The organism is Rhodococcoides navarretei (genome assembly GCF_038069675.1).
Lineage (GTDB): Bacteria > Actinomycetota > Actinomycetes > Mycobacteriales > Mycobacteriaceae > Rhodococcoides > Rhodococcoides navarretei.
Window position 1 is genome coordinate 2,372,070 of the sequence record NZ_JBBPCN010000001.1, and the last position, 25,451, is coordinate 2,397,520.

At 64.3% G+C, this 25,451-nt stretch carries 14 protein-coding genes and 1 pseudogene; 9 read left to right on the forward strand and 6 right to left on the reverse strand.

Annotated elements, in window-relative coordinates; genetic code table 11:
- Nucleotides 1–3 precede the first annotated feature (3 nt).
- The 3 genes from catA to AABD04_RS11405 are packed head-to-tail and all read right to left on the reverse strand — an operon-like array spanning nucleotide 4 to nucleotide 2,943.
- Nucleotides 4–870: a catechol 1,2-dioxygenase gene (gene catA, locus AABD04_RS11395; RefSeq protein WP_341441226.1), complete on the reverse strand. Its 867-nt coding sequence runs from the start codon at nucleotides 868–870 to the stop codon at nucleotides 4–6.
- A gap of 43 nt (nucleotides 871–913) precedes the next feature.
- Nucleotides 914–2,017, reverse strand: coding sequence for a mandelate racemase/muconate lactonizing enzyme family protein (locus tag AABD04_RS11400; protein WP_341441227.1), 1,104 nt, complete (start codon nucleotides 2,015–2,017; stop codon nucleotides 914–916).
- On the reverse strand, nucleotides 2,014–2,943 hold the full coding sequence (locus AABD04_RS11405) for a LysR family transcriptional regulator (RefSeq protein ID WP_341441228.1): 930 nt from the start codon (nucleotides 2,941–2,943) through the stop codon (nucleotides 2,014–2,016). Before AABD04_RS11405 ends, AABD04_RS11400 begins: the two co-directional genes overlap by 4 nt.
- Nucleotides 2,944–3,150: 207 nt before the next feature.
- On the opposite strand from AABD04_RS11405, the gene benA reads away from it, so the two are divergent.
- From benA to AABD04_RS11435, 6 genes are all read left to right on the forward strand, one after another.
- Entirely contained in the window at nucleotides 3,151–4,536 is a 1,386-nt protein-coding gene (benA, locus tag AABD04_RS11410; protein ID WP_243610234.1) for a benzoate 1,2-dioxygenase large subunit, read from the forward strand.
- Nucleotide 4,537: 1 nt separating this feature from the next.
- Nucleotides 4,538–5,077, forward strand: a complete 540-nt coding sequence (gene benB / locus AABD04_RS11415; RefSeq protein ID WP_341441229.1) for a benzoate 1,2-dioxygenase small subunit — start codon at nucleotides 4,538–4,540, stop codon at nucleotides 5,075–5,077.
- Nucleotides 5,078–5,108: 31 nt separating this feature from the next.
- Entirely contained in the window at nucleotides 5,109–7,823 is a 2,715-nt protein-coding gene (gene benC, locus AABD04_RS11420; protein ID WP_341441230.1) for a benzoate 1,2-dioxygenase electron transfer component BenC, read from the forward strand.
- Between the two features lie 60 nt (nucleotides 7,824–7,883).
- Nucleotides 7,884–10,586 (forward strand): helix-turn-helix transcriptional regulator, encoded by a 2,703-nt coding sequence (locus AABD04_RS11425; protein WP_341441231.1) that lies wholly within the window; start codon nucleotides 7,884–7,886, stop codon nucleotides 10,584–10,586.
- Between the two features lie 152 nt (nucleotides 10,587–10,738).
- Nucleotides 10,739–12,088 carry an MFS transporter gene (locus AABD04_RS11430; RefSeq protein ID WP_341441232.1) on the forward strand — a complete coding sequence of 450 codons (1,350 nt, stop codon included), beginning with the start codon at nucleotides 10,739–10,741 and terminating at the stop codon, nucleotides 12,086–12,088.
- The gene (locus AABD04_RS11435; RefSeq protein WP_341441233.1) at nucleotides 12,085–13,332 is read left to right on the forward strand and encodes a benzoate/H(+) symporter BenE family transporter; all 1,248 of its coding nucleotides are present in this window, start codon (nucleotides 12,085–12,087) and stop codon (nucleotides 13,330–13,332) included. The genes AABD04_RS11430 and AABD04_RS11435 overlap by 4 nt, the downstream gene beginning before the upstream one ends.
- A gap of 302 nt (nucleotides 13,333–13,634) precedes the next feature.
- Here AABD04_RS11435 and AABD04_RS11440 read toward each other — a convergent pair whose 3' ends face one another.
- Nucleotides 13,635–13,883: a hypothetical protein gene (locus tag AABD04_RS11440; RefSeq protein WP_335740314.1), complete on the reverse strand. Its 249-nt coding sequence runs from the start codon at nucleotides 13,881–13,883 to the stop codon at nucleotides 13,635–13,637.
- 161 nt (nucleotides 13,884–14,044) lie between these two features.
- Between AABD04_RS11440 and AABD04_RS11445 the strand changes: the two genes are divergently transcribed.
- Nucleotides 14,045–14,827 (forward strand): class II aldolase/adducin family protein, encoded by a 783-nt coding sequence (locus tag AABD04_RS11445; RefSeq protein ID WP_243596117.1) that lies wholly within the window; start codon nucleotides 14,045–14,047, stop codon nucleotides 14,825–14,827.
- A gap of 101 nt (nucleotides 14,828–14,928) precedes the next feature.
- On the opposite strand, the gene AABD04_RS11450 is transcribed toward AABD04_RS11445, so the two are convergent.
- A complete protein-coding gene (locus AABD04_RS11450; protein ID WP_341441234.1) occupies nucleotides 14,929–15,681 on the reverse strand; it encodes a potassium channel family protein in 753 nt (250 codons plus the stop codon).
- Nucleotides 15,682–15,864: 183 nt separating this feature from the next.
- On the opposite strand from AABD04_RS11450, the gene AABD04_RS11455 reads away from it, so the two are divergent.
- A complete protein-coding gene (locus AABD04_RS11455; protein ID WP_341441235.1) occupies nucleotides 15,865–17,856 on the forward strand; it encodes a TerD family protein in 1,992 nt (663 codons plus the stop codon).
- Between the two features lie 123 nt (nucleotides 17,857–17,979).
- The gene (locus tag AABD04_RS11460) at nucleotides 17,980–18,999 is read left to right on the forward strand and encodes an ABC transporter substrate-binding protein (protein WP_341441236.1); all 1,020 of its coding nucleotides are present in this window, start codon (nucleotides 17,980–17,982) and stop codon (nucleotides 18,997–18,999) included.
- 131 nt (nucleotides 19,000–19,130) lie between these two features.
- Here AABD04_RS11460 and AABD04_RS11465 read toward each other — a convergent pair.
- A pseudogene (locus AABD04_RS11465) lies at nucleotides 19,131–25,424 on the reverse strand (amino acid adenylation domain-containing protein); the annotation flags it as partial.
- Between the last annotated feature and the right edge of the window lie 27 nt (nucleotides 25,425–25,451).

Sequence of the window (25,451 nt, forward strand, 5' to 3'; positions counted from 1 at the left end):
GTATCAGGCCTTGTCGAGTACGAAGTTGTACGTCACTTCTTGGCCGCCGTCGACCTCACGAGGATCGAGGATGAGTTCGGGCTTGACGGCGTTGGCCACGTCGTCGTCGTTGTGCGCGTCGCCGGGGAAGTAGAGCTGGGTGGTGATCTGCTGATGTCCGGCAGCCGCAACCTTGAGGTGCAGGTGTGCGGGACGCCACGGGTGCCAGCCGGCCGCGGAGATGAGATTGCCGCAGGCACCGTCCGTCGGGATCTGGTACGGCGCAGGCTTCATCGTGTGAATCCAGAACTGGCCCTGATCGTCCGCGGTGACCGTGCCGCGGAGGTTCCACTCGGGGATGCCAGGGGCGAACTGCGAGTAGAAACCGTCCGAATCGGCATGCCAGATCTCGATGACCGCGTGCGGCAACGGACTGCCGTCGACGCTCGTGACCTGACCCTGGAACAGCAGCGGTGTGCCCTGCTCTCCGTCGCGGGTGGGCAGGATTGCTGCGGATCCGAGCTCGGGTGCGTTCGGAACGTAGTAGGGGCCCTCAATGGTGCCCTTGCTGCCCTCGCGCGTTTCACCGGCGACTTCTTCGACGACGTGTTCTACCCAGACGTCGAGGAACAGTGGCCACTCACCGGTCTGACCGACGTTGATCAGCCACGCTTTGAGTGCGTTGTACTCGTCGTAGGTGACCTTGTGCTCACGGATGGTGTCGTGGACTGCCGAAATGACCTGACGAGCAAGCGCACTGACGCGCTCGGGCGGGGTGTTCGCGGCTGCCTGCTTGTCGGACGTGAAACGCTCGGTGGCGTTCGCGCCCGACGCGGCCGCGGTGGCCACTTCGGTGGCCGAGTCTGTCGAGGGGGCGTGGTCGATGCTCATGGAGAACTCCTTGGGTGAAAGTTGTGCTCTTCGGGGCTGAAGATCAGTGGTCGGTTCGGTACTTCGCGAGTTTGTCGGGGTCGATACGGACGCCGAGGCCGGAGCCGGGCAGTACGTGCAGTTCGCCGTCGCGGATGACGAGGCTCTCGGTCAGAAGGTCGTCGCTCATGTCGAGGAAGTTCGAGAGTTCCCCGGCGCGGCGTGAGGTGAGGTCGAAGGCAGCACCGAAGGCGACGGTGCAGGCCGTGCCGAGTTGGCCGTCGATCTGGTTTCCCATCACCACATCGACTCCGAGTCCCTCGCACAGATGGTGGGTCCGCTGCGACGTGGTGAATCCGGTGCGCGCAGTCTTGATGCTGACCGCGGTTGCGGAACCGCCGAGAATCTCGCGGGTGACCTCGGCCGGGGTGGTCGCGGATTCGTCTGCCACGAAGGGGATGTCGAGTTGCTGTACCAGCCAACGCCGGCCGAGTACGTCGTCGGCGGGGCACAATTCCTCGGCCAGCGTCAGCCCCAGGTCGGCCATGTCCTTCATGGCACGTGCAGACTCTGCTGCGGTCCACCCGCGGTTGCCGTCGACGTACAGTTCTGCGCTGTCGCCCAGTCCTTCTCGGAGAGCGCGTACGACGGCGGTGTCCAGATCGACGGGACGACGGCCGACCTTGACCTTGAAGACCTCGATTCCGTACGTCTCACGCATTCTGGTCGCTTCGTCCACCATTGCTGCGGGCGAATCGAATCCGAGCATGTGGCTTACCCTCATGCGGTCGGTGTAGCCGCCGAGAAGTTCGGTGACCGGTAGGTCCAGAGTCTGCCCGAGGGCATCCCAGATCGCCATGTCCACTGCCGACTTTGCCACCGGATTACCCACTGTACGAGCAAGTTTCGCGTTGACCATCTCACGGGACGTGAGCGGAAGGCCGATGACGGCCGGCGCGAACAGCGTCTCGATCACCGCCACCACCCCGCGCTGCGTCTCCCCGTAGGTGAACGGACGCGGTGGAGCGTCGGCGACACCGACGATGCCGTCGTCGGTATGTACCCGAACGAGTACGTGCTCGGCCGCGCTGACCTCGCCGCTGGCGAACTTCAGCGGCTTTCGGTACGGGATCGAGTAGGGGATCGCATCGACTGCGACGATCTTCATGACATGTCCTTCAGCTGAGCAGACGGTACGGATGGTTCGAGCCGAGGGAGCACTCCTGCGTCCTCGAGGGCACCGACGAGCGCATCGACGAGCGCCGACGGCCGATCTCGGCACCAGGCCAACGCCAGATCGATAGTGCTCGCGCCGGCGATGTCGCGGAACACGACGCCGGTCAACTGCAGGGCGCGGACGGATTCGGGAACCAACGCAACGCCCAACCCGGCCGCGACGAGCGCGAGCAGCACCGAGGTGTCCGGGGCCTCGTGTTCGCGCCTCGGGCTGAAGCCCGCGGCGCGACAGCTCGTCACCACAGCTTCGTTGACCACCGAATGCGTGTCGGCGTACATGACGAAGTCCTCGTACGCGAGGTCGGCGACGTCGAGCGCCGGTTCGGTGGAGAATCGGTGATCGACGGGCAGTGCGAGCACCAACGATTCGGTCGTGATCTTCCGCAGCACGAGATCGTCGCCCGCGACAGGTGGCCGCAGCACCGCAACGTCCAGGTGTTCCGAGCGAAGACCGTCGACCTGCGCGGGGGTGAGCAGGTCGCCGTGAATTTCCAAGGCGATGCCGGGCAGTCTTTGCTTGATCGCTCGCGCTATCGGCGGTAGCTGGTCGAACGCGGCCGTGCCGGTGAAGCCGATGCGTACCAACCCGTATCGGCCGTCGGCGATCCGTCGTACTCCCCGCGCGCTTTGCTCGAGATTGTCCAGGTTGCGAAGTGTCTCTCGATAGAAGAACTCGCCTGCCGGAGTCAGGCTCACCTGACGGGTCGTTCTGGCCAGCAGCGTCACACCCAGCTCGGCCTCCAACTGGCGAACCGATTGCGACAACGCCGGCTGAGCCAGATGCAGCCGCGCAGCGGCTTGGCCGAAGTGCCGAGTCTCGGCCACGGCCACGAAGTGGTACAGGTGCCGAAGTTCCATGACCGAACCTTTCTGTGCGTGGTGGGGTGACCCTGACCACAGTAGGGCTGCAATCCATCGTTGACAAAGACCTATTTTGCGCCGATTGATAAGTGGCAGCGATCAATGGTCACCCAGGTTGGGCCTAGGCAAAGCCCTGGTGTGACGACAGCCACTCCCTGACACAGTCGCTTGTAATCGAACTCGAAGCGCCTGGAGGAACCCGATATGACCGACATGCTGGATCACGTACAGAACACGATCGACGGAGCGGTGATCGACGACGTCGCTGCCGGCATCTACCGCGCCAATCGGAGCATCTTCACCGACGAGGAGGTCTTCGAGCTCGAGATGAAGCACATCTTCGAGGGCAACTGGATATACCTCGCCCACGAGAGTCAGCTCCCGAACAACGGCGACTACTTCACGGTGCACATGGGGCGACAGCCCGTTGTCATCACCCGTGACAAGGACGGCGAGCTGCACTGCCTCATCAACGCCTGCGCGCACCGCGGTGCGATGCTGTGCCGACGCAAAACCGACAACCGCACCACGCTCACCTGTCCGTTCCACGGTTGGACGTTCCGCAACGACGGCACGCTGCTCAAGGTCAAGGACCCCGACGGTGCCGGCTACCCCGACACATTCGACGTCGACGGATCGCACAACCTCACCAAGGTCCCCCGTTTCGAGAGCTACCGCGGCTTCCTCTTCGCGAGCCTGAACGACGACGTCTCGACCCTCGCCGAGCATCTCGGTGACACGACGAAGGTCATCGATATGCTCGTCGACCAGTCTCCCGACGGACTCGAAGTTCTGCGCGGATCCTCGTCGTACACCTTCGACGGAAACTGGAAAGTGCAGGCGGAGAACGGGGCCGACGGCTATCACGTCAGTGCCGTGCACTGGAACTACGCCGCGACCACCTCGCGCCGAAACAACGGCGAATCCAAGAACACCACCAAGGCGCTCGACGCCGGCGGCTGGGGCAAGTCGGGCGGCGGCTACTGGTCGTACCCCAACGGCCATCTGTGCCTGTGGACCTGGGCGGCAAACCCCCAGGACCGCCCGCTGTGGGACCAGATGGACGCACTGAAGGAGAAGTTCGGCGACGCCAAGGGCGAATTCATGGTGAAGGGTTCACGCAACCTGTGCCTGTACCCGAACGTCTACCTGATGGATCAGTTCAGCACGCAGATCCGGCACTTCCGGCCGATCGCGCCGAACAAGACCGAGGTCACCATCTACTGCATCGCACCCAAGGGTGAGAGCAAAGAGGCTCGGGCACATCGGATCCGGCAGTACGAGGACTTCTTCAACGCTTCCGGCATGGCGACACCCGATGACCTGGAAGAGTTCCGCTCGTGCCAGCTGACGTTCCAGGCAACCAATGCGCCGTGGAACGACATGAGCCGCGGCGCGGAGCACTGGCTCACCGGCCCCGACCCGGTCGCCGAGGCACTCGATATGCCCGGTGTCATATCTGCAGGCGTCAAGAACGAAGACGAGGGCCTGTTCCCCGTCCAACACGGCTACTGGCGCAAGACCCTGCTCGCTGCCCTCGACAAGCAGCGCGCAGCCGACTCCGCACCCGTTGCAGCACAGGGGGTCTGACATGCCTGCCACCGTCGACAACACCGACACCGCACAGGCTGCCTCGTCGCGCCTGATCACCCAGACGTCCATCGAGCAGTTCCTCTACCGCGAAGCGCGCTACCTCGACGATCGCGAGTTCGAGAAGTGGCTCACGTGCTACGCGGACGACGTCGAATACTGGATGCCCTGCTGGGACGACAACGACTTGCTCACCGAGGATCCCCAGACCGACATCTCGCTGATCTACTACGAGAACAAAGGTGGGCTGGAAGACCGCGTGTTCCGCATCCGGACCGAACGGTCCAGTGCCACATCGATACCGGAGCCTAGAACCAGTCACAACATCAGCAACGTCGAGGTGATCGAGCGTCGGGGAGATATCGTCGACGTGCGATTCAATTGGCACACGATGTACTTCCGCTACAAGACCATCGATCCGTACTACGGAACCTCGTTCTACACGATCGACTTCTCCGGCGACTCGCCACTCATCCGGCGCAAGACCGTGGTGCTGAAGAACGACTACATCCACCACGTCGTCGACATCTATCACTTCTGATCGACCGGCCGTAATCCCGAGGAGTTCCATCGTGAGTCATTCCGTCGCACTGTCCTTCGAGGACGGCGTCACCCGCTTCATCACCTGCGAGGACGAACAGACCGTCGCCGACGCCGCCTACCGATCGCGGATCAACATTCCTCTCGACTGCCGGGACGGTGCCTGCGGCACCTGCAAGGCGCTGTGCGAATCCGGTGAGTACGACGGCGGTACCTACCTCGACGACGCGCTCTCGCAGTCGGAATCGGACGAGGGCTACTGTCTGCCCTGCAGCATGAAGCCCACTTCCGATCTGGTGCTGCAGATTGCCAGCACCTCGGCGGTGGCCAAAACCCAAGCGGCGACGCATGACACGGTCGTGGCCGCCGTGGAGAAACTCTCTCCCACGACGGTCAGGCTCGCTGTCGAGGCACCGGCAGGTGGCACGCTCGCCTTCCTCCCCGGTCAGTACGTCAACATCACCGTCCCCGGCTCAGAGGAAACCCGGTCCTACTCCTTCAGTTGCGTCTCCGGATCGGAGGAGTTGGAGTTTCTGGTCAAGCTCACCCCGGGCGGACTGATGTCCACCTACCTGAGCGACACCGCGGCCGTGGGCGACAAGATCTCGTTCACCGGCCCACACGGCAGTTTCTTTCTGCGCGAGGCTCAGCGACCTGCGCTGCTGTTGGCCGGCGGCACCGGATTGGCTCCCATCCTGTCGATTCTGCGCACGATGGCGGCCGAATCGAGCACTCGTTCGGTGCATCTCGTGTACGGCGCCAGCACCGACGACGATGTCGTCCAGCTGGACGAGCTCGCTGGCCTGGCCTCGACATTGGATGGATTCACGTGGGATCACTGTGTTTCGGACCCCTCCACCACCGCTGCCAACAAGGGATACGTCACTGCTCTTTTGACCGAAGCACATCTCAACAGCGGCGATGTCGCGGTGTACCTGTGTGGGCCGCCTCCCATGGTGGAGGCCGTCCGAACGCACTTCACCGAGGCAGGCATCGAACCGACCGGCTTCTACTACGAGAAGTTCGCGCCGTCCTCGGCCGCTGCGAAGGAGAGTCTCGACGACGACACCGATTCTGTGACAGCGGTTCTGGCGAACGACGACCGGACATCGACCATCGACGCGGCAGTCGCCACAGCCGATGCCAACGTCGTACCTGCGGCATCGTCCGACCTCGAACCCGCTGTCGATGGCAGGAGCATCTTCGGACGAGCCGTGTTCGGCAGTCGGGTGGCTGAGCCTCTGCGCTCGCACGGCACCGGCATGTCGGCAACAGAGGAAGCAGACACCCTGCGCGCGATCGCCGGTCAGCGCATCGCCGTGGCCGGATCCACTGCCGGTCGGGTCGGATTGGACGAGAGCGCCGATCTGCTGCAGACACCGGAGGCACACTCCGTTGCAGCGCAGCGCATCTGGCCGTCACGAGATATCCAGCCGCTCGTCGTGCGCAGTCCCGAACCTGCCCCGGCCTCGAGTTCGGGGTACGAGATCGGCGAGGAGCATCCCTCGGTACACGAGTCGGACGCAGTGTTCGAGGCCAGGCGCGCCCTCGAACTCGGTGCCCTCGAACTCGTGATCGGCCGACTGTCCTCGCAACAGATCTCCGGATACCGGCTGTTGGCCGAGACCACCACTCGCTACGTCGACGGCGATCGGTTCGTCGATGCCGCCGCATACACCGAAACCAACGCTGCTTTTCACGACTACCTCTTCACACAAACAGGCAACGAGCATCTGCTGCAGGCCTATCGGGCTCTCGGCGTCAAGGCTGCCATGGAGGACGTGTTGCGCAACGCGACCTGGTGCGATCCGCTCTGCGCCCAGGACCACTTGGACATAGTCGACGCGTTCGAGGCCGGGGATCGCGAGCGCGCACGGACATTGATCGCCGATCACGCCGACCGTTCGAAGGCGACCATGAAACGCGCCATGCACGAATCCCGGACGAACAAGAGACCCAAGTTCGTCAGCCCAGGTCGATTCGCAGGCAAGGTCGTGCTGATCACCGGCGCGGCCCAGGGTATCGGGGAATTCGTGGCCCGACGGATCGGAGCCGAAGGCGGAGCACTGATTCTGGCCGACCGGTCCGAGTTGGTCGAATCTCTCACCGAGGAATTTCGGCAAGACGATGTCGAGTCCACCCCAGTGATCGCCGACCTCGAAACCTGGGAGGGTGCTTCGTCGGTGGTGGACGCTGCACTCACCGCGTACGGACGCCTCGATGTGTCCATTCACGTCGTCGGCGGCACCATCTGGGCCAAACCGTTCGCCGAGTACCCGCCGGAGCAGATCGAGAAGGAAATCTCCCGGTCGCTGTTCCCGACCCTGTGGTCCTGCCGCGCGGTGATCCCACACATGATCGAACGCGGTGCCGGCACCATCGTCAACGTCTCCTCGGTCGCCACCCGCGGGATCCACCGGGTCCCCTACGCAGCCGCGAAAGGGGGCGTCAACGCCATCACGGCGACTCTGGCCCTCGAGGCAGCACCCCACGGAGTTCGAGTGGTCGCCACAGCCCCCGGTGGTACCGACGCACCGCCGCGACGCGTCGCTCGTGGGCCCGCGCCGTCGACGGAACAGGAAAAGGATTGGTACCAGGCGATTGTCGACCAGACTGTGGAATCGTCACTGCTCAAGCGCTACGGAACTCTCGACGAGCAAGCCGCAGCGATCTGCTTCCTCGCCTCCGACGAGGCGTCGTACATCACCGGCACCGTGCTCCCGGTGGCCGGCGGCGACCCGGGCTGAGTCATGACCGTGTTGGTTCGATCGCCGGACGCACTCGCGCACCACGGATACGGTGACATCATGTCCCCTTCACCGTTGATCGGCCGCGGTGAACTGCTGGACGTCCTGATTCGGGCGGTCGAAGCCTCGGCGACGACGTCGGCTTTCGTAGTGCTGACCGGCCCGGCAGGCATCGGAGCATCGTCGATTCTGCGTGAAGTCGAACGGACGGTCGGCAGCGAGGGGGAGCACACGGTCGTGCGCCGTGCAGCTGCGGTGCCGTGGGAAACACAGGTGCCGTTCGGCCTCGTCATGCAACTGGTCCCGGGAGTCCGGATCGATGGGACGAACCCGGTCGAGTGGGGACACCGCATCGCCGACGCGTTGTCGACGGACGGCGTGACGATCCTGCTGATCGACGACGCGCACGACTGTGACCCGGACTCGCTCCGTGCCCTCGCCTCCGCCGTTCGGCACCATCGATCCGCGAGACTCGCGGTCGTATGTACTCGAAAGCCTTTGCCCGACGGCTGTGTCGAGTCGCACCGGGTTCTCGATCGCGCTGCCGACCTGTCCGTGGCGGTACCGTCGCTGACGGTGTCGGCCGTAGCCGAACTCGCAGCACTGCAGGGGATCATCCTGTCACCGTCCTCGGCTGCTCACCTGACACGTCACACCGGCGGACGTCCTCGGCACGCCGTTGCGCTGCTGGACGAGGTGCCGCGCGAGACATGGAAGGGCGTTCGCCCCGACCTACCTGCGCCCGCCTTCGTGGAAGCAGACGTTCGGACCGCTCTCGCTCTCTGCACCGACGATGCTCGGCGTCTGGTCTCGGCTGCCACCGTTCTCGAAGACGGCCGACCGCTGACCACGGTGTGCGACGTCGCCGGCATCGACGATCCCTGGCCTGCTGTCGATCTCGCCGAACAATGTGCCCTGGTGACCGTCCGACGCAGCTCCGCGGCGACCATCCTCGAGGTTCACGATCCAACGGTCCGCGCCGCGGTGCTCGCGACGATGGGCAGGGTCGAGCGCGCGCAGGTGCATCGAGCCGCTGCAGCAGCCGAGGCCGATCCGGCCGATCAGCTGGCGCACCTGGTCCACGCGTCGCCACTGCCCGATCCACTGGTCTCGGACCGCTTGGACGCACTCGCAGCGACACGTGCAGGAATCGGCGAATGGGCCACGGCGGCAAGGCTGTACCTTCTGTCGAGTCGATCGACCCAGGAACCGCATGCGCGCGAGGATCGGCTCGTTCGCGCGGTGGACGCCCTCATCGGCGCCGGTGACATGCGGACGGCGTCGGACTACATCGCCGAGATCGAAAGTCTCCGCGAAACCCCCACGCGCAATGCCGTACTCGGCTATCTGGCCATCCTGCGCGGGCGCCCCAACGAGGCCGAAGCTCGACTCACCCGGGCATGGCAACTGGTACGGACGCGGCACGACCCCGAGGTGGCCGCTGTGATCTGTCATCGGCAGGTACTGCACAATTTGGCGCGCTGCGACGGCGCCAACCTCGTGCTGTGGGCCGATCGCGCAGTCGAACTCGTCGGAGCCGACCACGCAACCGCGGTGGAGGCGCAGTCCATTCGAGGCCTCGGTCTGGCGGGCACGGGGCGTGTCGCGGAAGCGCTGAGCAGCTACCGAGACCTGTGGGGTCACGCCAGTACCGGGGCCGTCGGACAACGGGTGCAGATGGGTGCGGGCTGGCTCCACTTCGCAACGGACCACATCGATCTCGCACGCTCGGAACTCGAAGCCGCAGCACCCACCGACTTCCTCGGCGGTTCGACGCGAATCTCGTTGTGGGCTCACGGTTGGCTGGCGCGCATCTATTTCGTCACCGGCGAGTGGGATGCGGCGCTTCGGTTGGTGGGAGCTGGTTCCGACCTGGCCGACCGTTCCGGTGCCGCATTGATCGTTCCGCTGCTCCAGTGGACCGCGACTCAGATCCACGCGCTCCGCGGAGACTGGGTGGCCGCCGCAACCAGCGCACACCGCGGTGATTCCGGCGCACGTGACTACGAAATCATGAGGGTGCCATCGGCTCTCGGTCGTGCGGCCATCGCTGAGGCTCGAGCCGACTATGCCGGGGTTCTGCGCGCCCTTGCCCCGTTGACCGAGCAGTGGGCTCAGTTCGACGTATCCGAACCCGGTTTCTGGGCGTGGCCCGATGTGTACGCCAATGCGCTGATAGTCGAGGGCCGACTCGAGCAGGCCGACGAGTTCCTGATTCCACACGAGGCGAGAGTGCGCGAGCGTGGTCATCGCTCCGCACACGCCCGCCTTGCCTGTGCTCGTGGCCGACTGCACGGCGCAATGGGTGATCTCGATTCTGCCCGAGCATCATTCGAGGACGCCTTGGCCTCGTTGGCACCGCTGCCCCTGATGTACGACCGCGCCCGAGTCAACTATGCCTATGGGCAGACCCTGCGCAGAGCCGGGAAACGACGCGAGGCCGATGCCGTGGTCAGCGCGGCACGCGAGGGCTATCTGGCATTGGGTGCCACCACGTACGTACGACGGTGCGACCGTGAACTCAAAGCCGGTGGCGTACACGCCGTTCTGAAGGACAGAGCTCACGATGCATTGACCCCCCAGGAGGACGCCGTCTCGAGCCTGGTCGCCACCGGAATGACGAATCGCGAGGTCGCCGCCGAATTGTTCCTGTCGGTCAAGACTGTTCAGTTCCATCTCACCCGCGTGTACGCCAAGATGGGCATCCGTTCCAGGGCCGAATTGGCCGCTGCCCGTCCGACCGACGAATCCTCGACAACATGAGTGGAGCACAACAAGTTTCGCAATGTCGAGGTAAGCACTAGGCAAAGCCCTGGTGTGACACGGCGCACAGATTGGGACAGTTATCCCACCCGCTCGGCCATCAGCGCCGATTCAGCTTCCATGCGGTACTCCCTGACCGAAAAGGACACCCGATGACTGCACCGGACTCCACCGCCAACACCAGTTGGGCAAGCGAACGACACCGCCGAAGCGTGCTGTGGATCGTCGCACTGTCCACGGCGGCAATCGTTTTCGACGGCTACGACCTCGTCGTCTACGGCACCGTACTACCGACCCTGCTCGCCGATTCCGCCCAACTCGGAGCACTGGAACCGGAGACTGCAGGCGCGCTCGGTTCCTACGCTCTGATCGGAGTCATGGTCGGCGCGTTGACGGCCGGAGCCTTCGGAGATCGGATCGGCCGTCGCAGAACGATGTTGACGTGCATCGTCTGGTTCTCGCTCGGGATGGGGGCGACCGCACTCGCACAGAACATCACCATGTTCGGCATACTTCGGTTCCTGACGGGCATCGGAGTCGGCGGACTCGTCGCCACCGTCGGTGCCATGATCGCCGAATTCGCACCACCCGGACGGCGAAACCTGTTCAACGCCATCGTCTACAGCGGCATTCCGGCCGGCGGTGTGCTGGCGTCCCTGGCCGCGATCACCCTGCAGGATTCGATCGGCTGGCGCGGCCTGTTCTGGATCGGCGCACTCCCGCTGTTCGTGCTGTTGCCGCTGGCGCTGCTTCGGATGCCGGAGTCACCGCGGTGGCTGTTGGCGCATGGGCGGGTCGCCGATGCACAGGAGATCTGCGCTCGGACCGGCATTCCGACGCCCGAGGCCGAGCCCGTTGTCGCCGGCGATCGCGTCGGATTCGCAGCACTCGCCCGCAAGCCGCTGCTTCGCCCGACGGCTCTCCTCGGACTGATGAGCTTCTCCGGCCTACTGCTGACCTACGGCCTCAATACCTGGCTGCCGCAGATCATGTCCGAGGCGGGTTACAACGCCAAGGGCTCACTGTCATTCCTGTTGGTGCTCAACGGCGGTGCCATCATCGGCGGGCTGATCGCATCCTGTGTCGCCGACCGCACCGGACCCCAACGCGTCATCGCGGTCACCTTCTGCCTTGCGGCACTGTCGTTGGTTCTGCTGACCCTGAACTTCCCCCTCGGCGTCCTGCTCGTCGCCGTGGCCGGTGCCGGCATCGGTGCCATCGGTACTCAGGTGTTGATCTACGGATTCGTCTCGAACTACTATCCCACCACCGCCCGCGCGGCAGGTGTTGCGTGGTGCGCCGGATTCGGCCGGCTCGGCGGCATCCTCGGGCCACTGCTCGGCGGAATTCTGCTCGGGGCCGGCATCGCGTCGTCCACCGCGTTCTATATCTTTGCCGTCGTGGCGCTGCTCGGCGCTCTCGTCACCACCGCGGTTCCGGCCGTGCGGGCCCTGCGCCGATCCGATCCAGTACCCAGCGAGGCAGTGAAAGTGGCTGAATGACCAATACTTTCGAGCGTCTCACCTCGAGCGAGCGTCCGGAGCGTCGCCCGCCGAATCTGCGTGCTTTGCGCGCCGACTTCGGCGGGCAGTACGTGGGCGCGGGGGCCACCGGTCTGCTCTTCAGCGCGACCGGTCCCGTTGCGGTGATCATGGGCGCTTCGGCAGCCGGCTCACTCACCGCCGCACAGACTGCGTCGTGGGTGTTCGGAGTGTTCGTACTCAACGGCATCCTGACCGTCGTAGCAAGCTGGGTGTACCGGATGCCGCTCAGCTTTTTCTGGACCATTCCGGGCACCGTTCTGGTCGGTCAATCATTGGCCTCGCTGACCTGGCCGGAAGTCGTGGGGGCCTACCTCGCCACCGGAGTCCTCGTCATCGTTCTCGGAGCCACCGGGGTGGTCACGAAACTGATGGCATTCCTGCCGCACAGCGTCGTGATGGCGATGGTGGCCGGCGCGTTCCTGTCGTTCGGAACCGGGCTGGTGCAGTCTGTTTCGGCCGACGTACTCGTCGCCGGCACCATGGTCGTGGCGTGGTTGGCGTTGACCCGCTCCGAGACGTGGTCGAAACGGGTGCCTCCTGTCCTGGCGGCTCTGGTTGCCGGTCTCGGTGCTCTCGCGGTCACCGGCGGATTCACCCGAGCGAGCGGTCCTGCGGCAGACCTACCCTTGATCGGCTTACCGGAACTCGTCGCGCCGGCGTTCAGTGGTGCAGCAATGGCGCAGTTGGTGATACCGCTCGCCATCACCGTGGTCGCGGTTCAGAACGGTCAGGGTGCTGCAGTATTGAACGCTGCGGGCCATCGGCCCCCGATGACCGTCGTTACCATCGCCTGCGGGATCTGGTCGCTTCTCGTGGCGCCGCTCGGTGCGGTGTCGACGTGTCTTGCCGGCCCGACCAATGCCTTGCTCGTTGCTGTGGGTGACCGATCGCGGCAGTACACCGCCGGAATGACCTGCGGCGCATTGGCCATCGTCGTGGGTGTACTCGCGCCGCTGCTGGTGCGCGGTCTTGCTTTGGTACCCACAACGTTCATCGCCGCTCTCGCAGGTCTGGCCATGCTCGAGGCACTGCGCGGTGCATTCACTGCCGCGTTCTCGGACTCGACCGGCCGGCCGGTGCTCGCGCCCCTGATCACCTTGCTGGTCACCATTTCCGGTATCGATGTCGCAGGACTCGGCGCGCCGTTCTGGGGGCTGGTCGCAGGTGTTGCCGTGACTTACCTGCTCGATCGCCGTCAGTAGGGGATTGCACTGCGATCGTCGTCGTTCGATCGCTCTGGACTCCGAGCACGACAGACTGCATGGGTAGAACGGTCAGTGTCGATGATTCCTCTGGATCTCGATGGGTGTGAGCTTGCCGAGATGTCGAGAATGTCGAGCACGAGAAGCCTTTGCTGTCGGTGCCCTGTGCGACTCTGCACGGCATGGCGATCTGCATGGCGTGCGATCTGGAAATGCTCGATTCGGTGGGTTGCACTTGGCGGCCCAGCCGGATACCCAACGGGAGGAGAAAGTGTCACGACTGCGGCACCCCGCCGGGGGCGCTACACCACCCGGGGTGCGACGGCGAGCGCTGCCGGTGTGGCCAGATGCTCTCGTGCGGCAGCGGGTGCGCGGTGGATGAGTGCGAACGTGAAGACGGCCACGACTACGTCGACGCCCGCTGCAGGTGGTGCAACGAACCGTTCGGACAACTCCGCGTGGTGGACGGTCGATGACACTGCGACCGAGAAGCTACGAGTAGTCGCGAATGCCACCACTTCAGCGACAGCAACAAGCACATCGATTTGCATATGGGCTTTCGTGATTCGAGGTGCGACTCGCGGGTGTAGAACTGAAGCAGGACCGAGCAGTGATGTCCCGCTGCCAGGTCTGTCATGCGGATCGTCCGCTACGCGTAGACCATGCCCCCAGGTCGTGCGCGGAAACGACACCTGCGACTCGAAGGAACACGATGTCCGAATTGGCACAGACCCGCCCAGGAATCGACGTACCCGCTCCGCCGGTTTTCGAGTCGGTCGACGACGAACGGCAGCACCGAAAGCAACGACTGGCGGCCGCTTTCCGGCTCTTCAGTCAGTGCGGCTTCGACGAAGGCGTGGCGGGGCATATCACCGCTCGGGACCCAGAGAAGACAGACCACTTCTGGGTCAACCCCTTCGGTATGCATTTCAGCATGATCAAATCGAGCGATCTGATCCTGGTCGATCACGAGGGTCAGATCGTCGAAGGCAATCGTCCGGTCAACCGTGCCGCTTTCGTCATCCACTCCCAGGTGCATGCGGCTCGACCGGACGTGGTTGCGGCCGCTCACGCACATTCGTTGTACGGCAAGGCGCTGTCGAGTTTGCGGATGGGGCTGGCACCTCTGACTCAGGACGCCTGCGCGTTCTACGACGACCACGCCGTGTTCGACGACTACACGGGTGTCGTTGCAGAGTTGGAGGAGGGCAGGAGAATTGGTGCGGCGCTCGGTCAGCGCAAGGCGATTGTGCTGTCGAACCACGGTCTGCTGACGGTCGGTCGGACCGTGGACTCCGCGGCATGGTGGTTCATCACAATGGAGCGGTCCAGTCAGGCGCAGCTCATCGCCATGGCGGCGGGTGAACCGAAACCGTTGGATGACGTGACGGCGAAGCTGACGTACAACCAGGTGGGTCTCGAGTACGCGGGGTGGTTCCAGTTTCAGCCGATGTACGACCGAATCGTTGCGCAGCATCCGGAGCTGTTGGACTGAACGACGTCAGCGACGGGTCTCCGTCCGAGCAGCCGTAACCCGCTCAGTGGAGCGGCTCCCGGCATCCGAAAATGGTTCGAATTCGATCGGCGGTTTTCTGTCTACGCTGTGTCATCGGATGCCGAAGACACCGCCGAACATCGCCTGTCGGGTCGCAACGCTAGTTCGCTACGCAGCATTGCAATTTGGGACGTCAGCTCCGCAACCTGTTGCTGCGTCGCCGCCTGGTTCGCGTCGTCCTGTTCGGCCACCTTTTGGACGAGCCAGGACGCCAAGGTGGCTGTGACGACACCGAGCAAGGCGATGCCTGCCACCATCAGTCCGACGGCGATGAAGCGACCCGTCGCTGTGGTGGGCGAGTAGTCCCCGTAGCCGACTGTCGTGACCGTCGCGGTTGCCCACCACAAGGCGTCGGGGAACGTCTTGATACTGCCGGCTGGTGCGGCGCGTTCGGCGTCGAACATCGCGAGTGACGCGACAAAAACCAGCACTGCGGTTCCGGCGACGGCATAAGTGACTACCCGCCCACGGAGCGCGCCGCCGATGGAGCGTTGCAGCAAACTGACCAAGGTGAGAAGCCGAAGCAGTCTTAGTGGGCGCAGCATCGGCAGTGCCACAATTGCGAGTTCGTGCAGATGCCGAACGAACCAGCGCGCGCGTTGATCGGCAAGGGCCAGTCGTACCAGGTAGTCGATCCCGAACAAGGCCCAGATCGCGAGGATTGCGTACTCGGCGACGCGTGCGCCCGTGCCAGTCGGTTGACTCAGCACGGTCCAGGTGTAGATCGCCAGGAACGTCAGAGCCGATCCGGCGAGCGGCCATTCGGTTGTTCGCTCCCACTGCTGATAGTTCATGAGCGGGGACTGTACTGCGGGCACCGGGGGCCTGGCGTGACCCATTTCTATGCTCAGCCCAGATTGCGCCGAGCGGCCGGTAGGTCGAATGAATGAATTGTCGAGTGAGGAGGGCTTTCGCCGACGCGGTCTTGCATAGGCTGCACGGTTGAAGTCCGTTTTGTCCGACAGGAGCGTGTCAGCGTGAATTCACCCATTCTCGTCAAGGGACAGAACATTTCCCTGCCGGACGACGTGACCGAATTGGATGTCATCGTGTCCTGGGTGGACCCGGAACGAGATCTCGATGCGTCCGCTCTGCTGGTCAATTCGAGCGGACACGTTCGGTCCGATGCAGACTTCGTCTTCTACAACCAGCCGGAGTCCGCGGACGCGTCCGTACGCTACCGCGGGAGCAGCAGCACCGACGAAGGCAAACAGGAACGAGTGTCGATCCACCTCGATTCTCTCGCAGCCGAAGTCGACAAGGTCGTCATCGCGGGTAGCTCTGACGATGTTCCGTTGGGTGACTTCGGCAAACTGTCGATGCAGGTGCGGGATCAAACCGGTTCGGTGCTCGGGGAGTTCATCACCGCCGATGCGTCGTCGGAACGTGCATTGGTGTTCGGAGAGGTCTACCGGCGGAACGGAGCATGGAAACTACGCGCGGTCGGGCAAGGCTGGGAATCCGGGTTGGGAGGTTTGGCGCAGGACTTCGGCGTCGACGTCGACGACAGCGAGCCCGAAGTGTCGGCGAGCGACGTGGTCGTTGTCAAGGTCGCCGACTCTCATGTGCAGGCCGTCGACACGACCGGTGAGATCGTCGACGTCTCCGTTGTCGACGTCGCACCGCCGAAACGCGGTGTTCGCACCAAGAAGCCCGTTGCCAAGAAGGTCACGCCGCCTCAGTTCGCCCTGGCCGGGGGAGAAGGGTGGCAAACGGCCCGCCTGTTCTCCGTGTCCGGTGTTGGATCCGGTGAGGAGCAGGAGAAGAGGGCTACCTCGGCACTGATTGCGACGATGCAGGCGGTCCGTCCGTTCGCTCGCGCGATCTGCGCACATGCCGGGGCACCGTCCGGTCCCTTCGAGGGCTACCTCGAAATGCAGTTCGCCAAGGGCGAGGGCAAGGTCATTCCCGACGGTGTGTTCCGTGTGTCGCGCGCGGGCCAAGTGTGGACCGCCCTGCTGGAAGTCAAGACCGGCACCGGCAAGCTACAGAAGGAGCAGCTCGAGAACTACCTCGATGTCGCGAAGCGGCACAGGTACGAGACCGTTCTGAGCTTGTCCAACGACATACCGGCCTCAGCCGGTGAGCTCCCCGTCCAGGTGCACAAGACCAAGCTGAACAAAGTGTCGCTGCGGCATATCTCATGGGCCGAGGTCATTCACGAAGCCCGAATGTTGTTGTCGCACGGTGACCTTGCCGATTCTTTGCAGGTGTGGATTCTGAGCGAGCTGGTGCGGTATCTGACGCACCCGAAGTCCGGCGCGACGGAGTTCGTCGACATGGGTCGCCATTGGGTTGCCGTTCGTGATTCCGTCACCGCCGGTACCCTCCGCTCGAGTGATGTCAAAGCCTTGTCGGTGGCGAACACCTGGGCGTCGCTGTCCAGACATCTCGCGTTACGGATGACTGCCGATCTCGGCGTGCCGGTGAAGCACCACCTTCCGAGGAAGTTCAGCGGAGATCCCCAGGCGCGCAACGAGTACATCGTCGAGCAGCTCGCCACCTCCGGGTGTCTTTCGGCCACATTGCGGATCCCCGATGCCGCCGGAGATGTCACTGTCGAAGCGGACATGCGTACCAACAAGATTCAGTGCCGTACCGCTATCGATGCGCCCACCGACGGGACCGCGCTTAGGCGAGCGTCATGGCTGCTCAAGCAGTTGAAGAACGCTCCCGCCGACATCCTGGTCGAAGCCGTGTTCGCAGACCCGAGCGAAATATCGTGCGAGAACTTGGCGACCGTGCGAGCCGATACGAAGTCGTTGACTGCTGGTCGAATCAGCGAGTTGCAGTACTTCACGCTGACGTCACCGACCAAGATGGGCAGCAAGCGCTCGGGATCCGCGGCCAGCTTCATCGGCAGCGTGACCGACGGTCTCGACGCGTTCTATCGCGACGTTGTGCAACCTCTGAAGCCATGGGTTCCCTCGGCGCCAGAAGCATCGTCCGCCGAGACCCTCGCCGACTGACCGGACCGGCTGAGGCGAACGAACTACACCGAACCCTCGTCGCGTTGGTTAGTCTTCCAAGATAGGCAACGTTTGCCTAACTTCGACGATGGGGAAAGTATGCGGATCTTCAGAACTTCACCGATGCGAGCGCCCGCCTCTCGGCACACAGTGGCCACGGCTTTCGCAGTGCTCTCGTTGGTGGGTGTCACAGCATTGAGCGGATGCTCCTCGTCCGACGATGGGCCGGCGGAGTCGAACGGTGCCACCTCGGAGTCCGGTTTCAGCTTCGTGGACGGCCGCGGAGAAACCGTCGAGCTCGACGCGGTCCCGTCACGCATCGTGGCCAGCGAACAGGCCGCGGCAGCGTTGATCCCGCTGGGCATCAAGCCGGTCGGTATCTGGGGAGGGAGCTCCTTCGAGTCGTCGATTCCACTTCGTGGCCTCGATCTCGACGGCATCGAAAGCGTGGGACAGGCCTACGGCGACATCGACGTCGAACAGGTCGCAGCCCTCGATCCCGATGTCATCATCACCGGCTGGTACGCCGGGGACGCCTACGGTGGCCTCGGTCTGGAAAGCTCCGACCTGGCCGAGAACCTCGAGCAGGTTGCACCGTTCCTCGCGGTCTCCGCGCAGAAGCCGTCGTCCGAGACCCTGCAGGATTACGAGAGCTTGGCCACCGAACTCGGTGCCGACGTCGATACCGACGCAACACGGGCCGACCGCGAAGCCTACGACTCCGCTGTCGCGGACCTGAAGGAAGCAATCGCTGCCAAGCCGGGTTTGACCGCGATGGCAATCTCCCCATCGGACCAGTACTACGTCGCGATCAACGCCGAGTTCCCCGAATTGCGCGATTACCAGAACTGGGGTCTGAATCTTCTCGAGTCCGACGTCCCGCGCGCTGCCGACTCGGGATCCTTCACGCCGGTCAACTGGGAAAATGCCGGTGAATACCAGCCGAATCTCATTCTGCTGGACACGCGTTCGTACTCGACCCCGCTCGCCGAACTGGAGGCCGACCGGCCGACCTGGGCGCTGGTGAACGCTGCGAAGGCCGGCAACATTGCCGACTGGACCACCGACGCGACCAACAACTACGCGAGCTACACCGCGCAGATCATCGACCTGACCGCGGCAATCGACAAGACGACCGTCTAGATCCACCGAGTCGGATCGGAGACCGACCCGAATACCCCCACCTCGGCCCTCGAGGTGGGGGTATTTCATCGGATGCGGCTCCAGATGTAGTCCGCCACTCGTTTGCCGAATACCGACCAGTTGTGAGCCTGACCGAGCTGTGCATGCTCGAGGTCGACGGAGTGGGTATCGAGGGCCCCGGTGATTCTGTCCTGCCACTGACGGTCCCGACGACGCTGCATCTCTACGGGCGTTCCACGAGACGCTCCGATCAACAGGGCGTCGCCTACGTGGCGGCCGACCGTCGGCGGTATCGACAGCGCGAGGTGCCGACCGAGGGTGCGCGCCAACCGGTCCTGCACCTCGGAGGCAAAGCTCGACAGCAACGGATCCGTCTGCAGATGGCGACGGAAATTGTTCTGTGCTTCCGCGATTCCGTTCTGCGACAACATCTCACGTTCGGCGGTGTCTGCCTCCGCGACGTCGGCGTAGGAATCCAGCAGTACCAGCGACGCCACTACGTCGCCCTGTTCGTGCAGACGCGCAGCGATCGCATGTGCGAGTTGCCCTCCGAAAGACCACCCGAGCAGGTGATACGGACCGTGCGGTCGAACGGCTCGGATCCGCGCGACATGGTCGTCCACCAGTTCATCGATCGAAGTCAACTCGATCGCTTCGTCGCCGCTCTGCAACGCCGGGTCCTGAATGGCATACACCGATATCGACGGATCGAGGTACCGCAAGGCCCCGATGTAGGACCAACTGAGACCGCCGGCCGGCTGCAGACAGAACACGGCGGGCTCGCCTGCCCGGCGCAGCACCACCAACGGCGCAAGCATGCTGTCTCCGCCGCCGTCGATCACCGCCCGGGCCAGACCCGCGACCGTCGGGTGGGCGTAGATTTCGCGCACGCCGAGTTCGAGATCCACTGTGCGCATTCGGGATGCCAAACGGACGGCGGCCAAGGAATGCCCACCCAATGCGAAGAAGTCGTCGTCCCTGCCTATCTCGCTCACGCCCAGTACATCCTCGACTGCGTCGGCGATCAAGGATTCGACATCGCCGCGTGGACGGTCGACCGACTCGATGTTCTCCGACGGCGGCGGCAGCGCTCCGGCGTCGAGCTTCCCGTTGACCGTCAGTGGCAGGCTGTCGACCACCTGGACCGATGCCGGGACCATGTAGTTCGGAATCAGTTCCCGCAGGCCGTCTTTCACCGAGGATGCGGTGATGTCCGACGGTAATGCGTCGTCGAGAAGGACGTATGCAGCCAGTTCCGCAGTACCGGCCCGCTCGAACACGGTCACCGCAGCGCGCACGATGCCGGGTAGCCGCAGGAGCGCGTCCTGTATCTCCCCGGTCTCGACGCGATGTCCTCTGATCTTCACCTGGTTGTCCGCGCGGCCGTGATAGGTGATCAACCCGTCGGGGTCGCGCGATACCAGATCGCCGGTTCGATACATACGGGAACCGTTGTCGGTGAACGGGTTTGCCACGAATCGTTCCGCGGTCAACGCAGGTCGTCCGTCGTATCCGCGCGCGAGGCCCGCACCCGAGAGATAGAGCTCGCCGATGACTCCGGGTGCCGATTGCCGCAACGCGGTGTCGAGCACGTGCGCGGTCGTGTTCAGAATGGGACGTCCCAGCGTCGGCGTAGACCGGTCCTGTACGTCGGCACCGAGCGCGTTGATGGTGTACTCGGTCGGCCCGTAGAGGTTGTACCCACCGGTGCCCGGTGCTTCTCGCAGGTTCGACCACAGGCGGTCTCCCACCGCCTCGCCGCCGAGCGAAACGAACACCAGGCCCGGGGCATCGTCGTCGTTCGGCGTCGTTGCCCGGCATCGCGGACGGGCCAGGAGACCGGCGTCGACCAGATGCTCGCCGTACGTCGGTGTGACGTCGAAGGCATCGATCTTCTGCGCGTCGAAGTAGTCGAGGAGAACTGCCGGATCGCGCCGCGTCTGCTCGTCGATGACGTGCACGCTGTGCCCCTCCACAAGCCAGAACAACTGTTCCCACGACGCGTCGAACGAGAAGGAGGTGGTGTGTGCGATCGCCAACTGCCGATTCCCGGCCCGAGCGACGACGGGCTCGAAGATTTCGGTGCGATGGTTGACGAACATGTTCGTCAAGCCGCCGTAGGGGACCGCAACGCCTTTGGGGCGCCCGGTCGATCCCGACGTGTAGATGATGTAGGCAAGCTGGTCGAGTCGCCGCGGGACATCGCCGGGTGCCGGCAGTCCGTTTCCTACACCGTCGTTGTCGAGTTCGATCACGGCTGGCGACTGTTCTGCCGCGATGCTCTGCAGCCGTACGGCCAGCGAGCTCGTCGTCAGCACGACGTGCGGACGCGATTCGAGCACGATGTACTCGATGCGGTCGGCAGGCATCTCCGTATCGACCGGGACGTAGGCCGCGCCTGCGGCGAAGACACCGAACAGCGCTTCGACCACGAGCTCGGTGCGGGGGAGGAAGAGCATGACCCTCGATTCCCCGGCGACGCCATGCGATCGCAACAACGCAGCGAGGTTCAGCGCACGCGCATGAAGATCGGCAAAGCTCCACCGGACGTCGCCGGCCACCAACGCCACGTCGTTCGGTCGATCTGCAGCGCGTGCAGCGAACAGATCCCACACGGTGTGCTCGGGTACAGCCGAGTCCAGAGTGCCCGAGTGTTGCTGCGTCCACGCGAGCTCGTGCGGGGTGAGCAGAGAGATCCTCGCCGCTGCCTCGTCCGGCCCTGCCGTCAACGCAGCCAGCGCAGCCCGGTAAGTGTCGGCGATGGCTGCTGCCCGTGCATCGTCGAGGGCGTCCCGTCGATGCATCATTCGCACCCGGGCACCGGATTCCACCGGTGCGACCACCACCGTCATCGCGTAATGCGTTGCATCACTGAGCTTCTGGTCGACCACCCGAAGTGCACCATCGGGACCCAAGCGCTCGTCGGGCGGCACGACCGGAATGTTCTGGAAGACGAACAACGTATCGAACAGTCCACGATGCCCAGCGCACTGCTCGAGATCGGACAGCGCAAGATACGGATGGGTCAGCAGTGGTCGTCGTTCGTCCTGGATGCGGGCCAGGTGGTCACGAACAGCGAGAGCGGGTTCGATCCGCACCCGCAGCGGAACCGTGTTGAACAGCAGGCCCAGTAGCTCGTCGATGCCGGGGATCTCGGCCGGTCGCCCGGACACCACGGTTCCGAACACCACGTCGGCCTGGCCGGTGAACTTCTGCAGTGTCAGTGCCCACGCCAGTTCGTACACGATGCTCGTCGTGACGCTGGTCTGCGCAGCGAGTTCCTTCACCTCGCGGGTCAGTGAGCGATCGAGATGGAAGACGGTGTCCACCGACCGAGCCGGGTCGACCGATGCCGCCACGTTCCGAGGATCGAGCAGTGTCGGCCCGGGTGTACCGGCGAGCTGGCGTCGCCACATCTGCAGGCCCGCATCACGATCGCGAGTTCTCAGCCACATCATGTAGTCGTCGTACGACGCACGGTGGGTTGTGTCGACGTGACCGGGCCGGGTGTACTCGTCGAGGATGGCCCGCAGGAATCTCCAGATCGACCACCCGTCGAGAACGAGGTGCTCGATGGTGAACACCATCGCACTCTCGCCCGCGGGGAGCAACACCACGCCCAGTCGGACGAGCGGCGGCTGCAACGGGTCGAATCCCGTTGCAGCCTCGTGTTGTTCGAAGCGTGACAGCTCCGCCCGAGCCGAATCGGAGTCGAGATGCCGCAGATCCGTGGTGGTCCAGGGCATCCTGGCCGTCCTCGGTACTGCGGCAACGGTGCGGTCGCCGAGCTGGACATACCCCGCACCGACCTGCGGGTGTGCAGCGAGTACGGCGTCGGCGGCACTCCGCAACAGATCCGTGTCGAGTGAGCCGGAGAGCCGCATCACCGTCTGTGACACGTAGATGCCCTCGCCCTGTCCACCCAGCTGCTGATGGAAGAGCAGCCCGTCCTGCAACGACGTCGTCGGGTAGATCGCTCGGAGCGGGCCGAGGAGCGACTCCACGTATCGACGCTCCCGCGTGTCGAGTCCGGCCATGTCGGTACTGCGGTCGATACCGTCTGCGAAGACGTTGTCCATCACCGGATTGACTCCGGACCCCACTGCGTTCACCCTGGCCGCGATTGCCGTCGCCAGGCGTGCGGCACAGCGTGCGGCGTCGGTGACGGCAAGGCCGGACACAGAACATGCGCACGACCACGAACCGGTGTCCGCTCGAAGGAACCTGACGTCGATCCCGGGCTCGGCGAAACTCTGCACTTTCCCGTCGACACTCGAAATATGGATGCGGACGTGCAGATCCGCATCCGGTAGGTCGTCGAACACTCCAGGGGTGTGTTCGCTGAGGTGCGCGGCGACCCCGAAGGATGCGGCGTGCTCGGGGCCGGCGTCTGCGCCGAGCAGGGTGCCGCCATCGATCACGACAGGGAGACCACGACGCAGTGATCCCACTGTTCTGTAGCCCTGTTCTGTGCCTCGGTCTCGGTCGGACTCCTCGACCCACACCACCATCGACGCGAGTCCCACGACGTCCGCCATCACCTCGCGCACCGACTCGAGGACGGCTGTCCGGATTTCGACGGTGCCCGGAAGTCCGCTCGTCGACAGTGCTGCGACACTCTCGGCACCACCGTTCGCGGGCGATGCCTGCATCGGCGCGATGGACGCCGCGTTGTCTCGCCTGTCGAGCAAGTCCACAGCCACGTCCACGATGTCGAGCCACGACTCGGCGTGATCGACGATCGAGAGGTCCTCTGCCAGATCCTGATCGAGCGAGGCCCACCGTGCCGACGGAGCCACCGACACACCCACCACAGAACGATCACTCGTCAACGCAGCGAGGATGGACGGCCACGATTCTTCGTCGACCGCCGCGTGGGCCATGTCGACTCGCAGAGTATTCTCGCCGATCCAACCGGCTCGGAGAGCGGCGTCGGACGACGCCGCGAATGTCTTTCCTTCCGAGGCAATTCGAGACATCTCGAGGATCTCCGTCACCGACATCGAAGTGCGTCGAGGCGTCCCACCGTCGGTCTCGAGACCGGTGCAGAGCGCGTCGTGCCGAAGACAGAGCCCGATGAGAGACGCTCGCGCACGGCGGGCCTGCGACTGCGACAGGGTGAGCGTGCGTGACCACCTACCGGGGCGCGGTCGTACGCGTAGTGGAATATGTTGCGGGGCAAAGTCTTTCGGTCTGGTGACCAGTTCCGAGATGTGCCGGTTCGGATCGGCGACCGCCTGAGCCGCGATCAGCGTCAAGTCGTCGAGAAGCGTCTGAACGGTTCTGTCGTCGAACAGTTCTCGCCGGTAGACGATGTCGAGGCCGAGTCGCCCCGATTCACCTCGTGGACCGATTGCTGCGATCAGATCGAACTTGGCCGACGCGTCGTCCGGGGGGCGGAGGACTCCGTCGACGCGCCCCAGCGACACCGGCTGCGGCCGCGTGTCCACCTCGGCAATCATCACCTGGAACAGCGGATGCACACCCGGAGTTCTCGTGGGTCGGAGCCAGCCCACGACCTCGTGGAACGGGGTGGCGCGATTGTCGACGCAGTCGAGCGTCGAACTTCGTGTCCGCGCGGTCAACTCGGCCACGGTGGGATCGCCGGTGAGATCGGTCGGCAGAACAACGGTATTGACGTAGAGCCCCACCGCGTCCGTCACCGCGTCCGGAGGCCGGGTATCGACAGCGGTGCCCATCGGGATCCGATCGCCGCCGCCGTGGGCACGCAGCACGAGAGCAGTGACGATCTGGAGAAAGATCAGGCGGCTGATGCGATGCGTGGAGCAGAACTGCTCGATGTCGTCGGCGAGAAACGGGGGCAGTACCGTCTCGATGATCTGCCCCGAGGTCGACGGTACTTCGCTACGAGCATGGTCGAGCGGAAGATCGACGGGCTCGACGTACGGAGCGAGTGTCGTCGTCCAGAATGGCTGCGTTGCAGTGACATCGGCGACGCCTTCCTCCTCCGCGTACTGCGCATAGTCCACCGCCGGTGCTGCCCAGTCCGGTGCCTCGCCCCGTGCCCGCGCGTCGTACGCGATCCTGAGATCGTTCAACAGGATCGGCACCGAACCGCCGTCGGCGGCGATGTGGTGCACCGTCAGGACCAGTCGCGAGCTGTCGTACAGATCTGCGGCGAAGGGGATCTCGGCACCGAGGTCGAACGTGCGTGGACGGGAGGGCTCACCCCGACGGTCCGCTACCTCGACCGCGGCATCGGGCTGCAGGTGGCGCACCACCCGGCCGGCGTCGTTCGAATACACACTGCGCAGCGAGGCATGGCGTGTCGCCACATCCGCGAGGGCATCGGCGAGGACGTCCAGATCCGGATCCGACTTCAGATCGAGGTGGATCGGCATCGTGTAGGCATGGCGGTCCGTTTCCATCTGGTCGAGAAACAGCATCCGCTCCTGTGCGCTCGATGCCGGCCCGGTACGTGCGGACGCGTG

Bases quoted from the DNA above. Each gene is read 5' to 3' on its own strand.
- catA (WP_341441226.1), bottom strand. From the start codon at position 870: ATGAGCATCGACCACGCCCCCTCGACAGACTCGGCCACCGAAGTGGCC.
- AABD04_RS11400 (WP_341441227.1), bottom strand. From the start codon at position 2,017: ATGAAGATCGTCGCAGTCGATGCGATCCCCTACTCGATCCCGTACCGA.
- AABD04_RS11405 (WP_341441228.1), bottom strand. From the start codon at position 2,943: ATGGAACTTCGGCACCTGTACCACTTCGTGGCCGTGGCCGAGACTCGG.
- benA (WP_243610234.1), top strand. From the start codon at position 3,151: ATGACCGACATGCTGGATCACGTACAGAACACGATCGACGGAGCGGTG.
- benB (WP_341441229.1), top strand. From the start codon at position 4,538: ATGCCTGCCACCGTCGACAACACCGACACCGCACAGGCTGCCTCGTCG.
- AABD04_RS11425 (WP_341441231.1), top strand. From the start codon at position 7,884: ATGTCCCCTTCACCGTTGATCGGCCGCGGTGAACTGCTGGACGTCCTG.
- AABD04_RS11430 (WP_341441232.1), top strand. From the start codon at position 10,739: ATGACTGCACCGGACTCCACCGCCAACACCAGTTGGGCAAGCGAACGA.
- AABD04_RS11435 (WP_341441233.1), top strand. From the start codon at position 12,085: ATGACCAATACTTTCGAGCGTCTCACCTCGAGCGAGCGTCCGGAGCGT.
- AABD04_RS11440 (WP_335740314.1), bottom strand. From the start codon at position 13,883: ATGCAAATCGATGTGCTTGTTGCTGTCGCTGAAGTGGTGGCATTCGCG.
- AABD04_RS11445 (WP_243596117.1), top strand. From the start codon at position 14,045: ATGTCCGAATTGGCACAGACCCGCCCAGGAATCGACGTACCCGCTCCG.
- AABD04_RS11450 (WP_341441234.1), bottom strand. From the start codon at position 15,681: ATGAACTATCAGCAGTGGGAGCGAACAACCGAATGGCCGCTCGCCGGA.
- AABD04_RS11460 (WP_341441236.1), top strand. From the start codon at position 17,980: ATGCGAGCGCCCGCCTCTCGGCACACAGTGGCCACGGCTTTCGCAGTG.